This is a genomic window from Streptomyces sp. NPDC001153, assembly GCF_053598315.1.
Window position 1 is genome coordinate 132,498 of record NZ_JBSFJZ010000017.1, and the last position, 22,558, is coordinate 155,055.

General features: G+C 70.5%; 20 protein-coding genes. 8 read left to right on the top strand and 12 right to left on the bottom strand.

Annotated features, from left to right (window positions below; translation table 11 throughout):
* Positions 1 to 76: 76 nt before the first annotated feature.
* On the top strand, positions 77 to 1,261 hold the full coding sequence (locus ACWDEN_RS21030) for a pyridoxal phosphate-dependent aminotransferase (RefSeq protein ID WP_450859859.1): 1,185 nt from the start codon (positions 77 to 79) through the stop codon (positions 1,259 to 1,261).
* A 52-nt stretch (positions 1,262 to 1,313) separates the two neighbouring features.
* On the opposite strand, the gene ACWDEN_RS21035 is transcribed toward ACWDEN_RS21030, so the two are convergent.
* The gene (locus ACWDEN_RS21035) at positions 1,314 to 1,865 is read right to left on the bottom strand and encodes a mycothiol transferase (RefSeq protein WP_450859860.1); all 552 of its coding nucleotides are present in this window, start codon (positions 1,863 to 1,865) and stop codon (positions 1,314 to 1,316) included.
* A 196-nt stretch (positions 1,866 to 2,061) separates the two neighbouring features.
* Between ACWDEN_RS21035 and ACWDEN_RS21040 the strand changes: the two genes are divergently transcribed.
* Positions 2,062 to 3,255 carry a mannosyltransferase family protein gene (locus ACWDEN_RS21040; protein WP_450859861.1) on the top strand — a complete coding sequence of 398 codons (1,194 nt, stop codon included), beginning with the start codon at positions 2,062 to 2,064 and terminating at the stop codon, positions 3,253 to 3,255.
* A 12-nt stretch (positions 3,256 to 3,267) separates the two neighbouring features.
* On the opposite strand, the gene ACWDEN_RS21045 is transcribed toward ACWDEN_RS21040, so the two are convergent.
* Positions 3,268 to 3,798, bottom strand: coding sequence for a type III secretion system chaperone family protein (locus tag ACWDEN_RS21045; RefSeq protein WP_351602448.1), 531 nt, complete (start codon positions 3,796 to 3,798; stop codon positions 3,268 to 3,270).
* Positions 3,799 to 4,013: 215 nt separating this feature from the next.
* Positions 4,014 to 6,611, bottom strand: a complete 2,598-nt coding sequence (gene clpB / locus ACWDEN_RS21050) for an ATP-dependent chaperone ClpB (protein ID WP_450859862.1) — start codon at positions 6,609 to 6,611, stop codon at positions 4,014 to 4,016.
* A gap of 107 nt (positions 6,612 to 6,718) precedes the next feature.
* Between clpB and ACWDEN_RS21055 the strand changes: the two genes are divergently transcribed.
* Entirely contained in the window at positions 6,719 to 7,111 is a 393-nt protein-coding gene (locus tag ACWDEN_RS21055; RefSeq protein ID WP_351602444.1) for a pyridoxamine 5'-phosphate oxidase family protein, read from the top strand.
* A 156-nt stretch (positions 7,112 to 7,267) separates the two neighbouring features.
* Here the strand turns inward: ACWDEN_RS21055 and ACWDEN_RS21060 are convergent, their stop codons facing one another.
* Positions 7,268 to 7,603, bottom strand: coding sequence for a hypothetical protein (locus ACWDEN_RS21060; RefSeq protein ID WP_351602442.1), 336 nt, complete (start codon positions 7,601 to 7,603; stop codon positions 7,268 to 7,270).
* The gene (locus ACWDEN_RS21065) at positions 7,600 to 7,851 is read right to left on the bottom strand and encodes a hypothetical protein (protein WP_351602440.1); all 252 of its coding nucleotides are present in this window, start codon (positions 7,849 to 7,851) and stop codon (positions 7,600 to 7,602) included. Before ACWDEN_RS21065 ends, ACWDEN_RS21060 begins: the two co-directional genes overlap by 4 nt.
* A gap of 170 nt (positions 7,852 to 8,021) precedes the next feature.
* Between ACWDEN_RS21065 and ACWDEN_RS21070 the strand changes: the two genes are divergently transcribed.
* The 3 genes from ACWDEN_RS21070 to ACWDEN_RS21080 are packed head-to-tail and all read left to right on the top strand — an operon-like array spanning position 8,022 to position 10,970.
* Positions 8,022 to 8,966 (top strand): helix-turn-helix transcriptional regulator, encoded by a 945-nt coding sequence (locus ACWDEN_RS21070; protein ID WP_351602605.1) that lies wholly within the window; start codon positions 8,022 to 8,024, stop codon positions 8,964 to 8,966.
* Between the two features lie 19 nt (positions 8,967 to 8,985).
* Positions 8,986 to 9,984, top strand: a complete 999-nt coding sequence (locus ACWDEN_RS21075) for a helix-turn-helix transcriptional regulator (RefSeq protein WP_450859863.1) — start codon at positions 8,986 to 8,988, stop codon at positions 9,982 to 9,984.
* On the top strand, positions 9,981 to 10,970 hold the full coding sequence (locus tag ACWDEN_RS21080) for a helix-turn-helix transcriptional regulator (protein ID WP_450859864.1): 990 nt from the start codon (positions 9,981 to 9,983) through the stop codon (positions 10,968 to 10,970). The genes ACWDEN_RS21075 and ACWDEN_RS21080 overlap by 4 nt, the downstream gene beginning before the upstream one ends.
* On the opposite strand, the gene ACWDEN_RS21085 is transcribed toward ACWDEN_RS21080, so the two are convergent.
* From ACWDEN_RS21085 to ACWDEN_RS21115, 7 genes are all read right to left on the bottom strand, one after another.
* Positions 10,933 to 11,979, bottom strand: a complete 1,047-nt coding sequence (locus ACWDEN_RS21085; protein WP_351602434.1) for a helix-turn-helix transcriptional regulator — start codon at positions 11,977 to 11,979, stop codon at positions 10,933 to 10,935. The genes ACWDEN_RS21080 and ACWDEN_RS21085 overlap by 38 nt on opposite strands.
* A 297-nt stretch (positions 11,980 to 12,276) precedes the next feature.
* Positions 12,277 to 13,380, bottom strand: coding sequence for a sugar ABC transporter substrate-binding protein (locus tag ACWDEN_RS21090; protein ID WP_450859865.1), 1,104 nt, complete (start codon positions 13,378 to 13,380; stop codon positions 12,277 to 12,279).
* A 353-nt stretch (positions 13,381 to 13,733) separates the two neighbouring features.
* Positions 13,734 to 14,180, bottom strand: a complete 447-nt coding sequence (locus ACWDEN_RS21095) for a heat shock protein transcriptional repressor HspR (protein WP_023547970.1) — start codon at positions 14,178 to 14,180, stop codon at positions 13,734 to 13,736.
* 5 nt (positions 14,181 to 14,185) lie between these two features.
* Positions 14,186 to 15,358, bottom strand: a complete 1,173-nt coding sequence (dnaJ, locus tag ACWDEN_RS21100) for a molecular chaperone DnaJ (protein WP_351602431.1) — start codon at positions 15,356 to 15,358, stop codon at positions 14,186 to 14,188.
* A 36-nt stretch (positions 15,359 to 15,394) separates the two neighbouring features.
* Positions 15,395 to 16,060: a nucleotide exchange factor GrpE gene (gene grpE / locus ACWDEN_RS21105; protein WP_351602429.1), complete on the bottom strand. Its 666-nt coding sequence runs from the start codon at positions 16,058 to 16,060 to the stop codon at positions 15,395 to 15,397.
* Complete coding sequence (gene dnaK, locus ACWDEN_RS21110; RefSeq protein WP_351602427.1) at positions 16,057 to 17,901, bottom strand: molecular chaperone DnaK; 1,845 nt, start codon at positions 17,899 to 17,901, stop codon at positions 16,057 to 16,059. Before dnaK ends, grpE begins: the two co-directional genes overlap by 4 nt.
* 94 nt (positions 17,902 to 17,995) lie before the next feature.
* The gene (locus ACWDEN_RS21115; protein ID WP_351602425.1) at positions 17,996 to 19,015 is read right to left on the bottom strand and encodes an MraY family glycosyltransferase; all 1,020 of its coding nucleotides are present in this window, start codon (positions 19,013 to 19,015) and stop codon (positions 17,996 to 17,998) included.
* A gap of 174 nt (positions 19,016 to 19,189) precedes the next feature.
* Between ACWDEN_RS21115 and ACWDEN_RS21120 the strand changes: the two genes are divergently transcribed.
* On the top strand, positions 19,190 to 21,472 hold the full coding sequence (locus ACWDEN_RS21120) for a (Fe-S)-binding protein (RefSeq protein WP_351602423.1): 2,283 nt from the start codon (positions 19,190 to 19,192) through the stop codon (positions 21,470 to 21,472).
* A 297-nt stretch (positions 21,473 to 21,769) separates the two neighbouring features.
* Positions 21,770 to 22,507: an SDR family oxidoreductase gene (locus ACWDEN_RS21125; RefSeq protein WP_450859866.1), complete on the top strand. Its 738-nt coding sequence runs from the start codon at positions 21,770 to 21,772 to the stop codon at positions 22,505 to 22,507.
* The last annotated feature ends 51 nt before the right edge of the window (positions 22,508 to 22,558 follow it).

The window sequence follows — 22,558 nt, forward strand, 5'->3', positions numbered from 1 at the left end:
ACCGCGGTGACCGGCAGATGCCCGGCCGTGCCGGGGCTCAAAGCAGAGTTGAGGAACTCCAGAGCTTGGGCGCAGGATGGCCGCCATGACCTCCAGCGCACGCCCTCACCTCAATCGCCGGCTCGCCGAGTTCGGGACCACGATCTTCGCCGAGATGTCCGCGCTCGCCCTGTCCACCGGGTCGATCAACCTGGGCCAGGGCTTTCCCGACACCGACGGGCCCGAGGAGGTCAGGGAGGCGGCCGTACGGGCGCTGCGCGACGGCCGCGGCAACCAGTACCCGCCGGGGCCGGGCATCCCGGAGCTGCGCGCCGCGATCGCCGCGCACCAGCAGCGCCGCTACGGGCTGCCGTACGACGCCGACACCGAGGTGCTGGTCACGGCGGGCGCCACGGAGGCGATCGCGGCCGCGCTGCTGGCGCTGGTGGAGCCGGGTGACGAGGTCGTGGCCCTGGAGCCGTACTACGACTCCTACGCGGCGAGCATCGCCATGGCGGGCGGCACGCGCGTGCCGGTGACCCTGCGCCCCCACGACGGCAGCTTCCGCCTCGACCTGGACGAGCTGCGCGCCGCCGTCACCGGCCGCACCCGGCTGCTGCTGATCAACACCCCGCACAATCCGACCGGTACCGTCCTCACGCGCGCGGAGCTGGCCGCGATCGCCGAGCTGGCGGTCGAGCGGGACCTGCTGGTGGTCACGGACGAGGTCTACGAGCACCTGGTCTTCGAGGACGCCGAGCATCTGCCGCTCGCGTCCTTCCCCGGGATGCGCGAGCGCACGGTCACGATCGGCTCGGCCGGCAAGACGTTCTCCTTCACCGGCTGGAAGGTCGGCTGGGTCACGGCCGCGCCGGAGCTGGTGACCGCGGTCCGCTCGGTCAAGCAGTTCCTGACGTACGTCTCGTCGGGCCCCTTCCAGTACGCGGTCGCCGAGGCGCTCGCCCTGCCCGACGCCTACTTCGCGGAGTTCCGCCGGTCCATGCTGGCCCGCCGGGACATCCTGGCCCAGGGCCTCGCGGATGCGGGCTTCGCGGTCTTCCGGCCGGCCGGCACGTACTTCATCACCACCGACATCCGCCCCCTCGGCGAGAAGGACGGCTTCGCCTTCTGCCGCGCCCTGCCGGAACGGGCCGGCGTGGTGGCGATCCCCAACGCCGTGTTCTACGACGACCGGGAGGCGGGGGCGCCGTTCGTACGGTTCGCCTTCTGCAAGCGCGAGGAGGTCCTGCGGGAGGCGGCGGAGCGGCTGCGGAGGATGTAGGCACCTCCTGGCGTGCGAGCGTCTCCGGCGGGAGGACGGCCCGGGCGCGGAGTCACACCCCGACCGCGCCGTCGATCCGTTCGCGGATCAGGTCGGCGTGTCCGTTGTGACGGGCGTACTCCTCGATCATGTGGATGAGCACCCAGCGCAGGGAGACCGTGCCCCGCCAGGAGTCGTGGCCCTCGATGTCGAGGTGCGGGGCCCCGGCGGCGAAGGCCTCCGCGAAGGCCACTTCTGCGCGCCAGGCCGCCCAGGACTCCGCGACGACCCCGGGGTCGGGGCCGGCGCCGTCGAAGTCGCCCTCGGGGACGTCCGCGGAGGAGAAGCGCAGCTCGACGTCCTGCCCGGCGAGCACGGCCCGGAACCAGCGGCGTTCCACGTCGGCGAGGTGCCGGACGAGGCCGAGCAGGGACAGCGAGGACGGGGACACGGACCGCAGGGCCAACTCCGGCCCCAGTCCGGAGCACTTCAGCTCCAGGGTGGCGCGCTGGGCCGCCAGCACGGCGACCAGCATGCTCCGCTCGTCACCGGTCGCGGGGCCGCCGAACCGGTGCTCGCTTCCGGTGCCGGTGAACAGTTCGATCCGTCGGTCGGGAATCTTCATGCCCACATCATGTGCGCCGGGCGACCGGTCCCGGAACCCATGCCGGATGCCGGGCCGAAACCCCAGGCCCCGTGCACAGGGCCCCGCGCCCCGCCCCCCTCCGGGGCTCCCGGCGTACTCGACACAGGTGAACCCGCCCCGCACTCGGCCGTCACCTGCTCGCATCCGCGCCCGAGCCCTTGCAGGGTGCTCAGGTGTGACCCACGCCAGTACCACCCTCGCCACGCCCGTAGCCGCGCCCCAGCCGGCGCCGCGTGCACGGACCGGGCCGTCACTCGTGCGAGCGAGCGGGGTCGCCGTGGGCCTCTTCCTCGGTGTCCGGCTCACCGGGGTGGCCGTGCTCGCCCTCGTCGCGCATGTCGCCGGCCGGCACCCGCTGACCCTGCTCGCCCGGTCCTGGGACTCGGTCTGGTACCTGGGCATCGCCGCGCACGGCTACGGTCACGACCTGCCCTCCTCCGATCCGGACCCGCACAGCGACCTCGCGTTCTTCCCGCTGTATCCGGCGCTGCTGCGGGCAGTGACCGCGCTGGCGCCGGTCGGCGGCGGCACCGCCGGGCTGCTGATCTCGTGGACCGCGGCCGCGGTGGCCGCCGCCGGGATCCACGCGGTCGGCTCCCGGCTGCACGGGCGGGCCACCGGTATCGCGCTGGTGCTGCTGTGGGGTCTGCTGCCGCACGCGGTGGTGCTGTCGATGGCGTACACCGAGCCGGTACTGGCCGCGTTCGCGGCCTGGTCGCTGTACGCGCTGCTGGCCGGGAACTGGCTGTGGGCGGGCGCGTTCGCGGCGCTCGCGGGGCTGGCCCGGCCGAACGGGCTCGCGGTGGCCACCGCGGTACTGGTCACGGCCGCGGCCGAGGTGTGGCGGCGGCGCGGAAAGGTTTCCCACAGGCTGTGGACGGGCGCGGCACTCGCCCCGCTGGGCTGGACGGCGTACGTGCTGTGGGTCGGGCGGCGGAAGGGGGATCCGCTCGGCGGCTACTTCGAGGTGCAGCGGCTGTGGGGGTCGACGTTCGACTTCGGGTACGGCTCGCTGCAGTTCCTGCGCGCGATGCTGCTGCACGGCAGCCGGTTCGTGTTCCCGATGGCGCTGGTCCTGGTGGTGGCGGCGACGGTGCTGTACGCGCTGCTCCTCCTGGACCGCGCTCCGCTGCCGCTGCTCGTCCACAGCGGGGTGCTGCTGCTGATCGCGCTCGGCGGGTCCGGCTTCTTCGAGTCCAAGCCGCGGTTCCTGCTGCCGGCGTTCCCGCTGCTGCTGCCGCTGGCCCAGGCACTGGCGCGCACGGCGAGAGCCCGGCCCTGGCACGCGACCGTGCTGGTCGCGAGCCTGGCCGGGCTCAGCTATGTCTACGGCGCGTACCTGGTGGTGTACGCGCAGGCACCGCTGTAGAGCGGGGGGAGGCTACTCCTCCTCGTCCTCGGGCTTGTCCGCCTCGTTGACCTCCTGCTCCAGGCCGAGCTGCTCGACGAGCCACCGGTCGAACTCGATCGCGGCCCGCACCCAGCTGACCGTCGAGGAGACGAAGTGGTTGATGTCGACGCCCGTGCCGATCAGCATCTGGGCCTCGCCGATCAGACGGACGGTGCCGTCGTCGTGGGTGTGGGTGTACACCTTGGGCCACAGGGTGCGGCGGTTCCAGTCGTCGACGGACTCCAGCAGCTGCGGCTTCTCGTCGATCTTGTGGGGGCGGTCGTAGAACGTCCGCACCGAGAAGATCGCCTGCTCGGCCTCTCCTCGGAACATGAAGTACGTGCGGAACTGCTCCCACGGCGCCGCGAGGTCACCCTCCTCGTCGACGACGTACTTGAGCTCCATCTGGTCGAGGAGCTGCTTCACAAGATCCTGATCCGGGACGACGGGGCCCGCCGGTCCTTGGGGCTGCGGTTCGGGCTGGCCCCCGAAGTTCGGAATCGAGGACGGGTCGATGCTCACCGTGTTTTTCCCTTCATGCGGATTCCGCCATCCTCCCCCATGCGGGGAGGGGGGAGGCAAGCCCCGCCGCCCGCCTGTCCGCCTTTGGCCGACATGATTCCGGCTGCGGGGCGCAGGGGCCCAGGTGACAGGGGTGGCGAGGCGAGGACGGACCAGGTGAAGAGCGAGGGCCCGGTCAGGCCCTCGCACGGTGCACCACGTTCACCCTGTGGGCGTCACAGCGTCTTTCCCGTCGCCGGACCCACCAGCAGGCCCTCGCCGAAGCGGTCGACGCGGACCGTGTCGCCGTCCTTGATCTCGCCGGCGAGGATCTCCTTGGCGAGGCGGTCGCCGATGGCGGTCTGGACGAGGCGGCGCAGCGGGCGGGCGCCGTAGGCCGGGTCCAGGCCCTCCTCCGCGAGCCAGGCCAGCGCCTCCGGGGTGACCTGAAGGGTCAGGCGCCGCTCGGCCAGGCGCTTGCCGAGGCGGTCGAGCTGGAGCTGGGCGATCCGCTCCAGCTCGGCCTTGGTCAGTGCCGAGAAGACCACCAGGTCGTCGAGCCGGTTGAGGAACTCCGGCTTGAAGGAGCTCCGGACCACCTCCAGGACCTGCTCCTTCTTCTCCGCCTCGCTGGTCAACGGGTCGACCAGGAACTGGCTGCCCAGGTTGGAGGTGAGCACCAGGATGGTGTTGCGGAAGTCGACCGTGCGGCCCTGGCCGTCCGTGAGGCGGCCGTCGTCCAGGACCTGGAGCAGGATGTCGAAGACCTCGGGGTGGGCCTTCTCCACCTCGTCCAGGAGGATGACGGAGTACGGGCGGCGGCGGACGGCCTCGGTGAGCTGGCCTCCCTCCTCGTAGCCGACGTAGCCGGGAGGCGCGCCGACCAGCCGGGCCACGCTGTGCTTCTCGCCGTACTCCGACATGTCGATGCGGACCATGGCCCGCTCGTCGTCGAAGAGGAAGTCCGCCAGGGCCTTGGCCAGCTCGGTCTTGCCGACACCGGTCGGACCGAGGAAGAGGAAGGAACCGGTGGGGCGGTCGGGGTCGGCGATGCCCGCGCGGGAGCGGCGGACCGCGTCCGACACCGCCCGTACGGCCTCGGTCTGGCCGATGAGCCGCTTGCCCAGCTCGTCCTCCATGCGCAGCAGCTTCTGCGTCTCGCCCTCCATCAGGCGGCCGGCCGGGATGCCGGTCCAGGCGGCGACGACGTCGGCGATGTCGTCGGAGCCGACCTCCTCCTTGACCATCGTGTCCCTGGCGGCCTCCTCCTCGGCCTGAGAGGCGGCCTCCAGCTCCTTCTCCAGCTGCGGGATCTCGCCGTAGAGCAGCTTGGCGGCGGTGTCGAAGTCACCGTCGCGCTGGGCGCGTTCGGCCTGGCCGCGCAGGTCGTCCAGGCGCTCCTTGAGCTCACCGACCCGGTTGAGGGACTGCTTCTCCTTCTCCCAGCGGGCGGTGAGGTGCCGCAGCTCCTCCTCCTTGTCGGCGAGGTCGCGGCGCAGCTTCTCCAGGCGGGCGACGGAGGCCGGGTCGGTCTCCTTGGCGATCGCCAGCTCCTCCATCTTCAGCCGGTCGACGGCGCGCTGGAGTTCGTCGATCTCGACGGGCGAGGAGTCGATCTCCATGCGCAGGCGGGAGGCGGACTCGTCGACGAGGTCGATGGCCTTGTCCGGCAGGAAGCGGGAGGTGATGTAGCGGTCGGAGAGGGTGGCCGCCGCGACCAGCGCGCTGTCGGCGATCTGGACCTTGTGGTGGGCCTCGTACCGGCCCTTGAGGCCACGGAGGATCGCGATCGTGTCCTCCACCGTCGGCTCGGCGACCAGTACCTGCTGGAAGCGGCGTTCCAGGGCGGGGTCCTTCTCGATCCGCTCCCGGTACTCGTCCAGGGTGGTGGCGCCGACCATGCGCAGCTCGCCCCGGGCCAGCATCGGCTTGAGCATGTTGCCCGCGTCCATGGCGGAGTCGCCGCCGGCACCGGCGCCGACGACGGTGTGCAGCTCGTCGATGAAGGTGATGATCTGCCCGTCGGAGTCCTTGATCTCGGCGAGGACGGCCTTCAGCCGCTCCTCGAACTCGCCGCGGTACTTGGCGCCGGCCACCATCGCGCCGAGGTCGAGCGCGACCAGCCGCTTGTCCTTCAGCGACGAGGGCACGTCACCCTTGACGATCCGCTGGGCGAGCCCCTCCACCACGGCGGTCTTGCCGACGCCCGGCTCACCGATGAGGACGGGGTTGTTCTTCGTACGGCGGCTCAGCACCTGTACGACCCGCCGGATCTCCTGGTCCCGGCCGATGACCGGGTCGAGCCGGCCCTCGCGGGCGGCGGCGGTGAAGTCGGTGCCGAACTTCTCCAGGGCCTTGTACTGGCCCTCGGGGTCGGCGGTGGTCACGCGGCGTCCTCCCCTGGCCTTCTTGAAGGCCTCCAGCAGTTTCTCGGCGCCGGCGCCCTGTGCCTGGAGCAGTTCGGCGACGCGGCCGCCCTTGGCGGCGATGCCGATGAGCAGGTGCTCGGTCGACAGGTACTCGTCACCGAGCTCCTTCGCGCGCGCGTCGGCGTCGGCGAGCACGGCCAGCAGCTCACGGTTGGGCTGCGGGGGCGCGACCGTGGATCCGGTCACGCTGGGCAGCGCGGCCAGGATCTTCTCGGCGCCGGCGCGTACGGCGGCCTGGTCGGCCTCGACGGCCGCGAGCAGGTCGGTGATGTTCTCGTTGTCCTGCCCCTGGAGCAGAGAAAGCAGCAGGTGGGCAGGGGTGAGGTCCGGGTGCCCCTCGGTCACGGCCCGGTTGCTGGCCGCGTTGATCGCGTCCCGGCTCCTGTTGGTCAGCTCGGCGTCCACGTTGTCCGTTCTCCTCCTCGGCCGCACTCTCCACTGCTGACTTAGACAGCGTACACAAAGTTGAGTCTATTCCGCTCAAGTCAGGAGGCAGGGGTTAGGTTGCGGTCATGGCGAAGCACTCTGAGCAGTACCTGGAGTTCTGGCGAGAACGCCACCTGTGCACCCTGACGACGCTCCGGCCCGACGGCAGCCCGCATGTGGTGCCGGTGGGGGTGACGTACGACGCGGAGGCCGGGCTGGCCCGGGTGATCACCGGCAAGTCGAGCGCGAAGGCCGGACACGTCCTGGCGGCCGGGCCCGAGGGCGCCCGGGTCGCGGTGTGCCAGGTGGACGGCCGGCGCTGGGCCACGCTGGAGGGGCGGGCGTGGGTGCGCACGGAACCGGAACGGGTCGCGGAGGCGGTACGGCGCTATGCCGAACGCTACGAGCGGACACCGAGGCCGAATCCGGCGCGCGTGGTGATCGAGATCGCGGTCGAGCGGACCTTGGGGAACCGCTGAGATGGCCGAAAACTTTCAGCCACCCTGGCGGCGGACCCATAGCGCGACATGCCATGGAATATCCCGAAAACTGCAGCGGCGTCACCGTGTTCAGGTCACGGTGACGCCGCTGCGGGGGGAAGCACCTGAGCGATCTTTTACGACGGGGGAATCGCGTCAGGCACTGCGGGGGGTGGCCGAGATGGTCCTCAGGTTCTGGTCCGCCGGCTCGGCGAGCCGGTGGTCCCGCTGGTCAAGGTTCACAAAGATCATTCCGTACCGGACGGCACACCGCACCGGCTGTGGCGCACCGCGCGGCTTGCGCAGGCACCGGTACGCCCGCACGTCCTCGTCCTCGTCCCGCGTCACGACGACCGGCTCACCGAACACGGTCACCATCAGCGAGTCACCGCTGTGGGGGATGGCGGTGACCAGGTCGATGAAGTGCCAGCCGGAGCGGTACGCCGTGGCCATTTCGCGGCGGAAGGACCGGTCGTCGGGTGGGGTGGTCATGACCGCACGGCCCAGCTGCTGTCGGCGGGGGCGACCCACGAACTGTCGGCAGGAGCAAGCCACGAGCTGTCACCCGGGGCGGCGGACGCCGCGGTCACCCAACTGCTGTCGCCGGGCGTGGCCTTGACCAGCCAGCTGCTGTCCTGTGCGGCATCGCTCTTCGCGCCCGCATGACCGGTCATCACTCCGAAGGCCAGCGCGGCGGAGAAGGCGGCGACAAGCGCCGAGCGAAGCATTCTCTTATGCATAGTCGGCTTCGTCCTCATTTGAAGGTCACCTCTCCCCCGTCCGAATACGACGATGGCCCATTCCGGCACGTCATGGCCACACAAACGATGCATCATGTTCCTGCACGTTCAGGACCCTGGGGGGTGGAGATTTGGCGATAAATGAGACTAAGCGGACACATCCCCACGGGCTGACCGACCTGTGCGAGGACGGGCGACGCCTTTACGGGAACGCTCTCCGGACGGGACGCCTAGCCCGTGCGGAGGTGGAACCCGCGCCGTGTCTGATGGAGTTCGCCCTCCTTCATCCCGATCCCGACGACCCGAACTGGCTGCGTCCGGTCCCCCCATCCATTGCCCTGGCCCAGCGGCTCAACCCCATCGAGCAGGAGATCAGCCAGCGCAGGCGGCAGTCCATCGAACTGGCCGACGCGTTCGAGCCGTTCATGAGCATCAGTGCCCAGCCCACGGCGACCACGCACTCCATCACCGTGCTGGAGGGCCTCGACCGCATCAACGCGGCACTGGATCTGGCCACCTCCCAGTGCCAGACCGAGATGCTCACTGTCCAGCCGAGCCGCCGCCGACTGGAGCACACCCTCACCAAGGCACTGGAGCGCGACCGGCCGATGATCGAACGCGGCTGCCGCATCCGCACCCTCTACCAGCACCCGGCCCGCTACAGCCCGGAGACGCTCGCGTACGTCGCCCAGTTCACCGACGGCAAGGTGGAGTACCGGACCATCGACGAACTCGTCGAGCGACTGATCATCTGCGACGAGACCGTGGCCTTCATCCCCACGCGCGACGACGGGGAGATCGCCCTGGAACTCCGGCATCCGGGGCTCGTCCGCTACCTGGTCAAGGTCTTCGAGTTCATGTGGGCCCGCGCGGTCCCGCTGAGCGCCGGCGCCCCCTACGAGACCGCCCCCGACGGCATCACGGAGATCCAGCACTCCATCGCCAAGCTGCTGGTCGAGGGGCACGTGGACGAGGCCATCGCCCGGCGCCTGGGCATGAACGTCCGCACGTGCCGCGCCCACATCGCCAAGCTCGCGACGGCCCTGGGCAGCGGCAGCCGGGCCCAGCTGGGCTTTCTCATAGCGCAGTCGGGGATCCTGGACCAGGACCTCTGAGTCCGGGAGGGAGGGCACGATGGCCCGGGCCACGCATGTGGCACACGGTGCGGAGGACCTGTGCGCCGAGGGAGCGGCGCTGTACGCACGCGCGCTGCGAGACGGTCACCTGCGTGCCGGGGACGCCGAGGGGGCGCCCTGCCTGGTCGACTTCGGCCTGCTGCGGCCGTCGGCCGGGGCCCCGGACACACTGGAGCCCCTCGCACCCGCCGTCGCCCTGCACCGGTTGCTGCGCGCCTCGGAGGACCGCATCGCCGACGAGCGGCGGCGCGAGGCCCGGCTGGCCGATCTGTTCGAACCCCTGCTGCGGATCGACGGCCGGCACGCCGGGGCCGACGACCCGCCGGCGGTCGCCGTCCTCAGCGGGCTCCCGCGCATCGGCCAGGCCATCACCCGGGCCATGGCCGCCGGCCATGGCGAACTGCTCGCCGTCCAGCCGCACATCAGCCACACCCGCACGCCTGCCGAGGCGCGCGCCGAGGCACTCGCCCGCGACCAGGACTTCCTCGACCGCGGCGGCCGTATCCGCACGCTCTACCAGCACACCCTCCGGCACGCGCCCTCGGTCCTCGCCCGCTACGAGCAGCTGCGAGGCGCCGCCGAGGCCCGCACCCTCGACGAGATCACCGACCGCCTCATCGTCGTGGACCGCACGGTGGCCTTCATCCCGGCCAACGCCGACCGCACCCTCGCCCTGGAGATCCGCCATCCCGCCCTCGTCGAGTTCCTCGCCACCGCCTTCGACCGCCTCTGGCGCCTGGCCACCCCCATGTACCCCGTAGCCGCCCAGCCGCCCACCCTGAACGGCATCACGCCCCGCCAGCGCGCCATCGCCGCCCTCCTGATCGAAGGCCACACCGACGCCCACATCGCGGAGAGACTCGGCATGAACATCCGCACCGCCCGCCTGCACATCGCCAAGCTCGCCGCCACCCTGGGCAGCGACAGCCGGGCCCAGCTGGGCTACCTCATCGGGCGGTCCGGGATCCTCGACGTCCAGGGGGAGGCGGGCCGGTGACGCACCGGGAACACGGGGTCGAGGAGTTGTGCGCCGCCGGTGAGGAGGTGTACGAGCGGGCCCTGCGGGAGGGGCGGATCCCCGTCGGCGAGGCCGCCGACGTGCCCTGTCTCACCGAATTCGGCCTGCTCCACCCGGCGCTGGACGACGTCGGACAGCTCGAACCGGTCGCGCCCACCGCGGCACTGCACCGGCTGCTGCGCGCCTCCGCGGCACGGGTCGCCGAGGAACGGCGGCGCGAGGACCGGCTGGTGGAGCGGTTCGGGCCGCTCCTGCGGATCGACGTACGGCAGGACTCCGGCACCGGCGCCGGGCCGGCGATGCTGCGGCTGCTCAGCGGCACCGAGCAGATCAACCGGGCCATCACCGACGCGATGGTCGACGCCACCGAGGAGTCCCTGACCATCCAGCCGCACGCCGGCCTCACCGGCCCGCGCGGAGAGGTGGCCCGCGACACCGCCTTCGGGCGCGATCAGGCGCTGCTGGACCGCGGCGGCCGTATCCGCACCCTCTACCAGCACACCCTGCGCCATGTGCCGGAGGTGTACGGGCCGTTGGAGCACTTCCGGCGCGGCGACACCGAGGCCCGCAGCCTCGACGAGGTGCCGGACCGGCTCATCGTGATCGACCGCAAGGTCGCCTTCCTGCCCGCCGCCGACGACGGCACGCTCGCCCTGGAGGTCCGTCACCCGGCGCTGATCAAGTACTTCGTCACGACCTTCGAGCGGCTCTGGCGGCTGGCCACGCCGATGTTCCCGAAGGCGGTGCAGCCGCCGTCGGTGAACGGCGTCACGCCCCGCCAGCGCGCCATCGCCACCCTGCTCGTCGAGGGGCACACCGACGCCGTCATCGCCGACCGCCTCGGCATGAACATCCGCACCGCCCGCCTGCACATCGCCAAGCTCGCCGCCACCCTGGGCAGCGACAGCCGGGCCCAGCTGGGCTATCTCATCGCACGCTCGGGGATTCTTGATCAGGAACCGTGAGCGCGCCGGCCGGCAGGCCGGGCCCGCGGTGGCCGTCCAGGCCGACCTGGGCGATCCGCACGCCCAGCTGGGTACGGCTGGCCGCGCCGAGGGTCTCCGACAGCCGGGCGATATGGGCCCGGCAGGTGCGCACGCTGATGCCGAGCCGCTCGGCGATCACGGCGTCCTGGTGGCCCTCGGCGAGCAGCGCGGCGATGGACTGCTCGCGGTGCGAGATGCCCTCGATGCCGGTGTCGGGGAGGGGGGCCGTCAGCGGGATGGCGAGGCGCCAGAGCCGCTCGAAGACCGTCACCAGGTATTCGACCAGGGCCGGGTGACGCAGTTCCAGGGCCATCGTGCGGTCGGCGTTGGCCGGGATGAAGGCCACCGTGCGGTCGAACAGGATGAGCCGGTCGATCACCTCGTCCAGGGTGCGGGCCTCGACCGTGTCGCCCATCAGCTCCAGGTAGTTGAGCAGGCCCTGGCCGTGCCGGGCCACGTGCGTGTACAGGTCGCGCATGCGCACGCCCCGGCCGCGCAGGGCCAGTGCCCGGTGCAGCCCCTCGGTCAGCTCGGCCTCCCGGCGGATGCCGCCGGGCTGCACGGTGAGCACCTCGGTCGTGCACGCCTCGGTCGCCTCGTCCATCGCGGCCTGGATCCGGGAGAGCCCGTCCAGCACCCGGATCGCGCTGCCCTCGGCCGGTGCGGCCAGTGCGCCCAGCTGACGGCCGAGTCCGGCGTACCACTCGAAGGCGGCCACCGCCGAGCCCACCCGCCGCTGGCTCTCGCTGACCTCGTCGTAGACCCCGCGCAGCAGCCTGGTCATGACCTCCTGCGGGGAGGTCGGCACCAGCCAGTCCATGTCGTCGGGATCCGGGTGCAGCAGGGCCAGTTCCAGCAGGCAGGGCACCGCCTCGGCATCAGTGCGCGGCACGCGCCCCCGGCGTACGGCCCGGGAATAGACCCGGTCGCCGGCCGCGCACAGTCGGTCGGCGCCGTGTGGATGTTCCTCCGCCCCGCGCCCGGCCATCGCCCATTTCACCCCCGGTGTGCTGCCACTTCCGCAGCGCAACTATGCGCGGCGCCGACCGGGTCCGCAACACGGCTCTCCACAACAGGGCCGCCGTTAAACGCAGTTATGTCCGGGTATCGGCCAGGCTCCGCCCCTCGCATTGCAACAAGCTGATGGTGGTGGCCCGGACCACGTCACGGCATCGTTGGTCCCACTTCCCCCAGGTGTCACCGGCACACCCGGAGGGGACCCGTCCCGCGCCCACGGGGGTGGCGCGGGACGGGGCGCCGCGCAGCCCCGTACGCCTTCGGACGCCTACTTCAGGCCGAGCGCCGTGCACGCAGCCTTGTACTTGGGCGTGCAGATGTCGGCCACGGTGTAGATGCCGTCCGCGACGACCGTGGACTTGATGTTGCCCTTGGTCAGGGCGACCGGCTGGATCAGCTTGGACGGGATGGCCTTGGTGGTGGGGCTGTCGACCTTGTCCTGGGTGAGCGCGTCGAACTGGATGTCCTGGCTGCGGACCCTGGCGACGGCCATCTGCGCGGCGGCCTCGGCCTCGTCCGGGTAGGCCTTGTAGACGCTCATGTACTGCTCACCGGCCACGATCCGCTGGACGGCGTCGAGTTCCGCGTCCTGGCCGGTGACCGGGGGCAGGTTCGTGACGCCGGCGGCCTTCAGGGCCTTGATGACACCGCCGGCCATGCCGTCGTTGGCGGCGTAGACGCCGGCGATGTTGTTCTTGCCGATCGCGCTGATGGCCCTGGCCATCTCGGTCTGGGCGAGCTCCGGCTTCCAGTCCGTGGTGTCGTACGTCGCCGCGATCGTCACCTTGCCGGTCAGCTCGGAGAGCGCGCCCTGCTTGAACTGCTTGGCGTTGGGGTCGGTGGGCGAGCCGTTCACCATGACGATCTTGTTGGAGCTGTCGGCCGAGCCGAGGGCCTCCAGCAGGGTGCGGCCCTGCACCTCGCCGACGAGCTCGTTGTCGAAGGAGACGTAGGCGTCGATCGGGCCCTCGGCGAGACGGTCGTAGGCGATGACCGGAATGCCCGCGTCCTTGGCCTTCTTCACCTCGGGGGCGATGGCGTGCGAGTCGACCGCGTCGATCATGATGATGTCGACCTTCTCGTCGATCATCTTCTGCATCTGCGAGGCCTGCTGGGAGGCGTCCGCGTCGGCGTTGGCGTACTCCACCTTGCCCTGCTTGCCGGTGAGTTCGGCCACCTTGTTCTTGATGATGGGGTAGTCGAACTTGTCGTAGCGGGTGTTGGCCTTCTCCGGCAGCAGCAGGCCCACGGTGATGTCGTTGCCCTTGCTCGGGCTCGCGCTCGCGCCGTCCCCCGTCGCTCCCAGCACGCCACAACCGGCGAGCGAGAGGGTCATCGTGGATGCGGCCACGGATATGGCGATACGACGCATTCGAGGGCTCACTTCAGGTGCGTTCCGGACGTAGGGCAGCTATACGACCCAGGTGTCTGAAAAGACAACGCGTAGGCCGCACCCGGCGTCAAGCGGAACCACTTAACGAGATGGCAACATCACGCTCCGCGCAGCCCGTGAAGGCCTGGAAAGACTACGCGAATCCCCCTTCATGCCCCCGTTACGGACCCTTCACCGACGCCCGCCCGCCTCGCACACCCGACCGAACATTCTCGGCCGAAGAGTCGGGCGGCTCGGTGGAGGTGCCGGAGCGTGGTGCACCGCCGGCAGGTACGGCGAAGGGGCCGGCGGAATCGCTTCTGCCGGCCCCTGGTGGTCCACTCGGTCCCGCGTCAGTCCTGCTGCCGCTTCGGCCGCCACACCACCAGCGCGCTGGTCTGCTGGACCTCCTGGTACGGGACCAGGTCGCGGCGGTAGGAGGCGTGGACGGCGGCCTCGCGCTGCTGCATCGCGGCCGCCGCGCCGTCCAGGGCCGCCTCCAGCTCCGCGACGCGGGACTGCAGCGCGGCGACCTGGTTCTCCAGTTCGATGATGCGCTTGATGCCGGCCAGGTTGATGCCCTCGTCCTGCGACAACTGCTGGACGGTGCGCAGCAGTTCGATGTCGCGGGCCGAGTAGCGGCGGCCCCGGCCCGCGGTGCGGTCCGGGGAGACCAGGCCCAGGCGGTCGTACTGGCGCAGCGTCTGCGGGTGGAGTCCGGAGAGCTGGGCCGCCACCGAGATGACGTAGACCGGGGTCTCCTCGGTCAGTTCATACGGGTTACGTCGACGGCCGTCCATCTCTCTCAGTCTCCCTTCGCGGCCTCGAACAGCTCCGCCCGCGGATCCTCGCCCGCGGTCGCCTCGCGATACGCCTCGAGCGCGTCACGAGCCTTCCCCGACACGTCCTTGGGCACACGCACCTCGACGGTGACCAACAGGTCACCGCGGGTGCCGTCCTTGCGGACCGCGCCCTTGCCCCGGGCGCGCATGGTGCGGCCGTTGGGCGTGCCGGGCGGCAGTTTCAGGGTGACGGGCGGGCCGCCCAGGGTGGGGACCCGCACCTCGCCGCCGAGCGCGGCCTCGGCGAAGGTCACCGGGACGGTCACCGTGAGGTTGTCTCCCTTGCGCCCGAACACCGGGTGCTCGCCGACGTGCACGACCACGTACAGGTCGCCCGCCGGTCCGCCCCGCTCGCCGGGCGCGCCCTTGCCGCGCAGCCGGATCCGCTGGCCGTCGGTGACTCCGGCCGGGATGCGGACCTGCATGGTCCGCGAGGACTTGGCGCGGCCGCTGCCCTTGCACTCCATGCAGGGGTGCTCGGCGATCAGGCCGCGGCCCTTGCAGTCGGGGCAGGGGTCGGTGAGCGAGAAGCCGCCGCCGGAGCCCCGGGCGACCTGCCCGGTGCCGACACAGGTCGGGCACACGCGCGGTGTGCCGTTCTTGTCGCCGGTGCCCGAGCAGGCCTTGCAGGGCGCCTGGGAGGACATCCGCAGGGGCACCGTGGCGCCCTCGATGGCCTCCGTGAAGCTCAGCGTGACCTCGGACTCGATGTCCTGGCCGCGCCGGGGCTGGGTACGCGTGCCGGCGGTGCCGCCGCGGTTGAACAGGCCCCCGAAGACGTCACCGATGCCGCCCCCGAAGCCTCCGCCCTGGGTGGTGGTCCCGCCGCCTCCGAAGAGGTCGCCCAGGTCGAAGTTGAAGGAGCCGCCGGCGCCCGGCCCGGGGCGGAAGCCGCCGTTGCCGAACAGGGCGCGAGCCTCGTCGTACTCCTTGCGCTTCTTGGGGTCGCCGAGGACGTCGTTCGCCTCGGAGATCTCCTTGAAGCGCTCCTCGGCCTTGGCGTTGCCCTTGTTGGCGTCCGGGTGGAACTCGCGGGCGAGCTTCCGGTACGCCTTCTTGATCTCGGCCTCGGTGGCGTCCTTGGGGACGCCGAGGACCTTGTAGTAGTCCTTCTCGATGAAGTCCTTGGTGCTCATCCCCGACGTCCCTCCTTCCCCTCAGTGGTCTTCACGTCAGCCCTCGTCCGGGCCACCGTTCTCCTTGTCGTCGGCCTGCTTCGCCTCGGTGGTGTCCTCGGCGCCCTCGGCCTTGACGGTCTGCGCGCCGGGCTGCGGCTCGGCGACGGCCACCCGCGCGGGGCGGATGGTGCGCTCGCCGATGCGATACCCGGGCTGCAGGATCGCCACGCAGGTCGTCTCGGTGACGTCCGGCGCGTAACTGTGCATCAGGGCCTCGTGGATGGTCGGGTCGAAGGGCTCGCCCTCCTTGCCGAACTGCTGCAGGCCCAGCTTGGCCGCGACGGTCTCCAGCGACTCGCCCACCGACTTGAAGCCGCCGACCAGTTCGCCGTGTTCCCGCGCGCGGCCGATGTCGTCGAGCACGGGCAGGAGCTCGGTCAGGAGGTTCGCGATGGCGATCTCCTTGACCGTGATCCGGTCCCGCTCGACGCGTCGGCGGTAGTTCTGGTATTCGGCCTGGAGGCGCTGGAGGTCCGCCGTGCGCTCGTTCAGCGCGGTGCGCACCTGGTCCAGCTGGGCGACCAGACCGGCACTTTCGGTTCCGTCCCCGGCCGGGGCCGCCCCCTTCTCGGAGGAGGCGGCCTTCGGCTCGGCGTCGTCGGAGGTGGCGCCGGAGGGGACGTCGGGCTTCTCCTCAAAGCCCGGGGTCTCCTCCGTCACGCGGCACCGTCCTTGCGCTCGTCGTCCACGATCTCGGCGTCCACGACGTCGTCGTCGGCGGCCTTGGCGCCACCGGCGGCGGCACCCTCCGGGCCGGCCTGCGCGGCCTGGGCGTCGGCGTACATGGCCTGGCCCAGCTTCTGCGAGACGGCCGCGACCTTCTCGGTGGCGGTGCGGATCTCGGCGGTGTCCTCGCCCTTGAGCTTCTCCTTCAGCTCGGCGACGGCCTCCTCGACCTCGGTCTTGATCTCGCCCGGGACCTTGTCCTCGTTGTCCTTGAGGAACTTCTCGGTCTGGTAGACGAGCTGCTCGCCCTGGTTGCGGGTCTCGGCGGCCTCGCGGCGGCGGTGGTCCTCCTCCGCGTACTGCTCGGCCTCCTGGCGCATGCGGTCGACCTCGTCCTTCGGCAGCGAGGAGCCGCCGGTGACGGTCATCTTCTGCTCCTTGCCGGTGCCGAGGTCCTTCGCCGTGACGTGCATGATGCCGTTGGCGTCGATGTCGAAGGAGACCTCGATCTGCGGGACGCCACGCGGCGCCGGCGGCAGACCGGTCAGCTCGAACATGCCGAGCTTCTTGTTGTACGCCGCGATCTCGCGCTCGCCCTGGTAGACCTGGATCTGCACCGACGGCTGGTTGTCCTCGGCCGTGGTGAAGATCTCGGAGCGCTTGGTCGGGATGGTCGTGTTGCGCTCGATCAGCTTGGTCATGATGCCGCCCTTGGTCTCGATACCGAGGGACAGCGGGGTGACGTCGAGCAGCAGGACGTCCTTGACCTCGCCCTTGAGGACACCGGCCTGGAGCGAGGCGCCGATGGCGACGACCTCGTCCGGGTTCACGCCCTTGTTGGCCTCCTTGCCGCCGGTCAGCTCCTTGACGAGCTCGGCGACGGCGGGCATGCGGGTGGAGCCACCGACGAGGACGACGTGGTCGATCTCGTTGATGGAGATGCCGGCGTCCTTGATGACGTTGTGGAACGGCGTCTTGCAGCGCTCCAGCAGGTCGGCCGTCAGCTGCTGGAACTGGGCCCGGGTGAGCTTCTCGTCCAGGTGCAGCGGGCCCTCGGCGGACGCGGTGATGTAGGGCAGGTTGATCGAGGTCTCGGTGGAGGAGGACAGCTCGATCTTGGCCTTCTCGGCGGCCTCACGGAGGCGCTGGAGGGCCATCTTGTCCTTGGACAGGTCCACGCCGTGACCGGACTGGAACTGCTTGACCAGGTAGTCGACGACGCGCTGGTCCCAGTCGTCACCACCGAGGTGGTTGTCACCGTTGGTGGCCTTCACCTCGACGACGCCGTCGCCGATCTCCAGCAGCGAGACGTCGAAGGTGCCGCCACCGAGGTCGAAGACGAGGATCGTCTGGTCGTCCTTGTCGAGGCCGTAGGCCAGCGCGGCGGCGGTAGGCTCGTTGACGATGCGCAGGACGTTCAGACCGGCGATCTCACCGGCCTCCTTGGTCGCCTGACGCTCGGAGTCGTTGAAGTAGGCGGGGACGGTGATGACCGCGTCGGTCACCTTCTCGCCCAGGTAGGCCTCGGCATCCCGCTTCAGCTTCTGCAGGATGAACGCGGAGATCTGCTGCGGGTTGAAGTCCTTGCCGTCGAGCTGGATCTTCCAGTCGGTGCCCATGTGACGCTTCACCGAGCGGATGGTCCGGTCCACGTTCGTGACCGCCTGCCGCTTGGCGACCTCGCCGACGAGCACCTCACCGTTCTTGGCGAAGGCGACGACGGACGGCGTGGTCCTGGCGCCTTCGGCGTTGGTGATGACGGTGGGCTCGCCGCCCTCCAGAACGCTGACGACGGAGTTAGTCGTGCCCAGGTCGATGCCGACCGCACGTGCCATGGTTGATTCCTCCAGCTGACTTGAGTGGAACGGACTCAAGTGTGCACGACGGCTCCCCCCGGGTCAACAGACCTGAGTCGATGGGGCTCAAGTCTTATCCGTTCCTTACACGCAACTGGCCGCTGACCTGCGTAGACGGCATCCGCCGGGGTTGCTGGACAGGGATGCGAAGGATCACGCCGACGACCAGCAGAACCCCTCCGGCCACCCACAGCACCGCCCCCTCGCCCGTCCATCCGGTGTGCACGAGCACCCCGACGAGCACCGAGGAGAAGGTGCCGGCCGACAGGAGCACGACGGAGCCCTGCGGGGTGAGCCCGAGCGGGCGCAGCCGGTGCACGAGATGGTCGGGGCCGCGCCGCAGCAGCGGGCGCCGGGCCAGCCGCCGGGCGAGGACCACGAGGACGGCGTCGGCGAGGGCCACCGCGCTGAGGCAGAACATCACCGCCACGCTCGGCACGAGCCCGTACCCCGCGCGCGTGAAGACGAGGGACGACGACAGCAGGAACCCGGTGAACAGCGAGCCGCAGGCGCCGAGCCCGATCCGCGCCGGATGCCAGTTGTGCATCAGGAAGCCGGTCAGGGCGGCGGCGAGGACGCTCAGCAGGACCGCGAGCCCGTCCATCAGTTCCGCGGCCGCGCAGGCCCCCGCCCCGAACGCGGTGACGACCCCGACGGTCCCCGCGAGCCCGTCCGCGTGGTCCAGCCCCCTGAAGGCGAGGGTGGCGAGGACGATCCAGCCCACCGCGAGGATCCCGCCCAGCACGCCCGTCTCCTGGTACGGCACCACACAGGCCGCCGCCACGGCCGTCCCCGCGACGAGCACGCGCGCGCGGATCCGCCAGACGTCGCCGACCAGGCCCAGCGCGGCCACCGAGGCGGCGGCGACCAGCAGCCGGTCGACCCCGTCCCCGAGCGGCGCGATCGCGGTGCGCTGCCCCACCCAGGCGACGAGACAGGTGACGACCACCACGGCGAGCCCGCCGAGCAGCGGCAGCCGCCGCTGGCGGCGCCGGTCGACGATGCCCGCCCGCAGCGCGGGCACCCTGAGCAGCGCCGAGAGCAAGGCGGCGAGGAGCAGGGCGGCGGTAGCGGCGGCGATCCCGTAGAGCACGGCTCTAAGGTAGGGGCGAAAGGAGCAATTAGGTACGAATAACACGATCCGATCAGCCGTGGGATGATGCGCATCACCCCGCGCCCGGCTGCATCCCGCCGGAAGATGGGGGTAGTCTCAGACCGACTGCATAAGTTACCGCTTAGTAATTTCGAGGCCGCCTCAGGAGCCCCCATGCAACTCGCCGCGATCATCGTGTCGCTGGTCCTGACCGTGGTCGGCGTTGCTCTGCTCGCCCGCGCCATCGGTCAGTTCGTCAGGTACTTCAAGCTGGGCCAGCCCGTCCCCGCCGGCTCCCGTACCGACAACCCGTACCAGCGCAGCGTGACCCTGGTCCGGGAGTTCCTCGGCCACACCCGTATGAACCGGTGGGGGATCATCGGCTTCGCCCACTGGTTCGTGGCCATCGGCTTCCTGACGCTGCCGCCGACCATCATCAACGCCTACGGGCAGCTCTTCCAGGCCGACTGGACGCTCCCCGTCGTCGGCGACTTCCTGCCCTACGAGCTGTACATCGAGTTCATCGGCTCGATGACCACCCTGGGCATCATCACGCTGATGGTCATCCGCCTGCTGAACCTGCCGTCCCGCCCCGGCCGCAAGTCCCGGTTCGCGGGCTCCAAGATGGGCCAGGCGTACTTCGTCGAGTACGTCATCCTCATCATCGGCCTGGCGATCTACGCCCTGCGCGGTCTGGAGGGCGCCCAGCACCACGTGGACCACTACGAGGCCGCGTACTTCGCCTCGTACCCGCTGATCCTGGCCCTGAAGGGGCTCAGCCTCTCCACGCTGCAGAACCTGACCTACTTCACCGCCATGATCAAGCTGGGCACGACCATGGTCTGGATGATCACGGTCTCGCTCAACACCAACATGGGTGTGGCCTGGCACCGCTTCCTCGCCTTCCCGAACATCTGGTTCAAGCGCAACGCCACCGGTGAGACCGCCCTCGGCGCCCTGCAGCCCATGACCTCCGGCGGCAGGCCGATCAACTTCGAGGACCCGGGCGAGGACGACGTCTTCGGTGTCTCCCAGGTCGAGCAGTTCTCCTGGAAGGGCCTGCTGGACTTCTCCACCTGCACCGAGTGCGGCCGCTGCCAGTCGCAGTGCCCGGCCTGGAACACCGGCAAGCCGCTCTCCCCGAAGCTACTGATCATGTCCCTGCGGGACCACGCGCACGCCAAGGCGCCGTACCTGCTGGCCGGCGGCGGCAAGACCATGGAGGGCGAGGAGAAGGCCTCCGAGGAGCAGCTGAAGGACGTCCCCGCCACGGCGCTCGCCGAGGCCGAGCGGCCGCTGATCGGCACCGCCGAGGAGAACGGCGTCATCGACCCGGACGTGCTGTGGTCCTGCACCACCTGCGGCGCCTGCGTCGAGCAGTGCCCGGTGGACATCGAGCACGTCGACCACATCGTCGACATGCGCCGCTACCAGGTCATGATCGAGAGCGCCTTCCCCTCCGAGGCGGGCACGATGCTCAAGAACCTGGAGAAGAAGGGCAACCCCTGGGGCCTGGCCAAGAAGCAGCGCCTGGAGTGGACCAAGGAGGTCGACTTCGAGGTCCCGGTCGTCGGCAAGGACATCGAGGACCTCACCGAGGTCGAGTACCTGTACTGGGTCGGCTGCGCCGGCGCCCTGGAGGACCGCGCCAAGAAGACCACCAAGGCCTTCGCCGAGCTGCTGCACATCGCGGGCGTCAAGTTCGCGATCATGGGCGGCGACGAGAAGTGCACCGGTGACTCCGCCCGCCGCCTCGGCAACGAGCCCCTGTTCCAGGAGCTCGGCATGGAGAACGTGGCCGCGCTGAACATGGCCTTCGGCGAGGAGACCGACGAGGACGGCAACGTCACGCCGGAGTCCAGGAAGCCGAAGTCGGCGAAGAAGATCGTCGCCACCTGCCCGCACTGCCTCAACACCATCGGCAACGAGTACCCGCAGCTCGGCGGCGACTACGAGGTCATCCACCACACCCAGCTGCTGCAGCACCTGGTGGACGAGGGCAAGCTGATCCCGGTCACCCCGGTCGAGGGCATCATCACCTACCACGACCCGTGCTACCTGGGCCGCCACAACAAGATCTACACGCCCCCGCGCGAGATCATCGGCAAGGTCCCGGGCCTGCGCAACGAGGAGATGCACCGCCACAAGGAGCGCGGCTTCTGCTGCGGCGCCGGCGGCGCCCGGATGTGGATGGAGGAGCGGATCGGCAAGCGCATCAACAACGAGCGCGTCGACGAGGCCCTCTCCCTCAACCCGGACATCGTCTCCACCGCCTGCCCGTTCTGCCTCGTCATGCTGACCGACTCGGTCAACGGCAAGAAGAACGAGGGCAAGGCCAAGGAGTCCATCCAGGTCGTGGACGTGGCCCAGCTGCTGCTCGACTCGGTGCGGACCCCGGTCGACCCGGCCGGCGAGACGGAGAGCGAGACCGAGCCGGAGCCCGAGCCGGTGAAGTGACACGCGGCTCCACGACCCGAACGGCGCCCCCTGCAACGCACAGGCAGGGGGCGCCGTTCGCGTACGGACGACCAGGTCGTCGTACGGGGGTCGGCCTTGGCGGACGGCAACGGCGTGCCGGGCGCCGGAGCCGGGGCCGGGGCCGGGGCCGCTGGGGCGTCCTGCGCTGCTGCTGCGCGGCCCGGCTGTCACAGATCCGTCCGCTGCCCTGTCCTGCTGGTGTACGTGCCCACGCACCGGGTCCGGCGGATGTCGCCGGACCCGCCGCGAGGGCCCAGTCAGTGAACGGAGACAGTGATGAAGATCGTGGTTGTCGGCGGTACGGGGCTCATCGGCTCACAGGTGGTCGCGCGCTTGCGCGAGGGCGGTCACGAGCCCCTGCCGGCCGCTCCCTCCACGGGGGTGAACGCCCTCACCGGCGAGGGCCTGGCAGACGCCCTCAAGGGCGCCGACGTGGTCGTGGACGTGTCGAACTCCCCCTCCTTCGACACCGAGCCCGCGCTGGACTTCTTCACCCGCTCGGCGCGGAACCTGTTCGCGGCCGAGAAGGAGGCGGGCGTGCGCCACCACGTCACGCTGTCCATCGTCGGCGTCGACCAGGTCCCCGACTACGGCTACTACCGGGCCAAGGTCGCCCAGGAGGAGGCCGTGCGCGACAGCGGCGTGCCCTACAGCATCGTGCGTGCCACGCAGTTCTTCGAGTTCATCGCTCCGGTGATGGACATGTGCACCGAGGGCACGGAGGTCCACCTGCCGTCAGTGCGGCTGCGTCCCATGGCCTCCGCCGACGTCGCCACCGCCGTCGCGGAGGCCGCGCAGGCCGAGCCGTCGTACGGTGTGCGCAACATCGCGGGCCCCGAGATCCAGCGGCTCGACCGGCTCGCCGAGATCACCCTGGCGGCGAAGCCGGACGGCCGTACCGTCGTCACCGACGAGACCGCCGGACCGTTCGCGGGCATGCCCGACGTACTCGTCGGCGACGCCACCGCCCACATCGCCACCACCCGCTACGAGGACTGGCTCAACCGGAACTAGCCGACGGCCGGCCGCCGCTGGTGCGTCAGGGGCGGCCGACGAGCCGGTGTG

What these genes read in the sequence shown, in the direction of transcription:
- ACWDEN_RS21125 (WP_450859866.1), top strand. Translation starts at nt 21,770, where the DNA reads ATGAAGATCGTGGTTGTCGGCGGTACGGGGCTCATCGGCTCACAGGTG.
- ACWDEN_RS21030 (WP_450859859.1), top strand. Translation starts at nt 77, where the DNA reads ATGGCCGCCATGACCTCCAGCGCACGCCCTCACCTCAATCGCCGGCTC.
- dnaJ (WP_351602431.1), bottom strand. Translation starts at nt 15,358, where the DNA reads ATGAGCACCAAGGACTTCATCGAGAAGGACTACTACAAGGTCCTCGGC.
- ACWDEN_RS21090 (WP_450859865.1), bottom strand. Translation starts at nt 13,380, where the DNA reads ATGCGTCGTATCGCCATATCCGTGGCCGCATCCACGATGACCCTCTCG.
- ACWDEN_RS21085 (WP_351602434.1), bottom strand. Translation starts at nt 11,979, where the DNA reads ATGGCCGGGCGCGGGGCGGAGGAACATCCACACGGCGCCGACCGACTG.
- ACWDEN_RS21055 (WP_351602444.1), top strand. Translation starts at nt 6,719, where the DNA reads ATGGCGAAGCACTCTGAGCAGTACCTGGAGTTCTGGCGAGAACGCCAC.
- ACWDEN_RS21060 (WP_351602442.1), bottom strand. Translation starts at nt 7,603, where the DNA reads ATGACCACCCCACCCGACGACCGGTCCTTCCGCCGCGAAATGGCCACG.
- ACWDEN_RS21065 (WP_351602440.1), bottom strand. Translation starts at nt 7,851, where the DNA reads ATGCATAAGAGAATGCTTCGCTCGGCGCTTGTCGCCGCCTTCTCCGCC.
- ACWDEN_RS21035 (WP_450859860.1), bottom strand. Translation starts at nt 1,865, where the DNA reads ATGAAGATTCCCGACCGACGGATCGAACTGTTCACCGGCACCGGAAGC.
- ACWDEN_RS21075 (WP_450859863.1), top strand. Translation starts at nt 8,986, where the DNA reads ATGGCCCGGGCCACGCATGTGGCACACGGTGCGGAGGACCTGTGCGCC.
- ACWDEN_RS21120 (WP_351602423.1), top strand. Translation starts at nt 19,190, where the DNA reads ATGCAACTCGCCGCGATCATCGTGTCGCTGGTCCTGACCGTGGTCGGC.
- ACWDEN_RS21095 (WP_023547970.1), bottom strand. Translation starts at nt 14,180, where the DNA reads ATGGACGGCCGTCGACGTAACCCGTATGAACTGACCGAGGAGACCCCG.
- dnaK (WP_351602427.1), bottom strand. Translation starts at nt 17,901, where the DNA reads ATGGCACGTGCGGTCGGCATCGACCTGGGCACGACTAACTCCGTCGTC.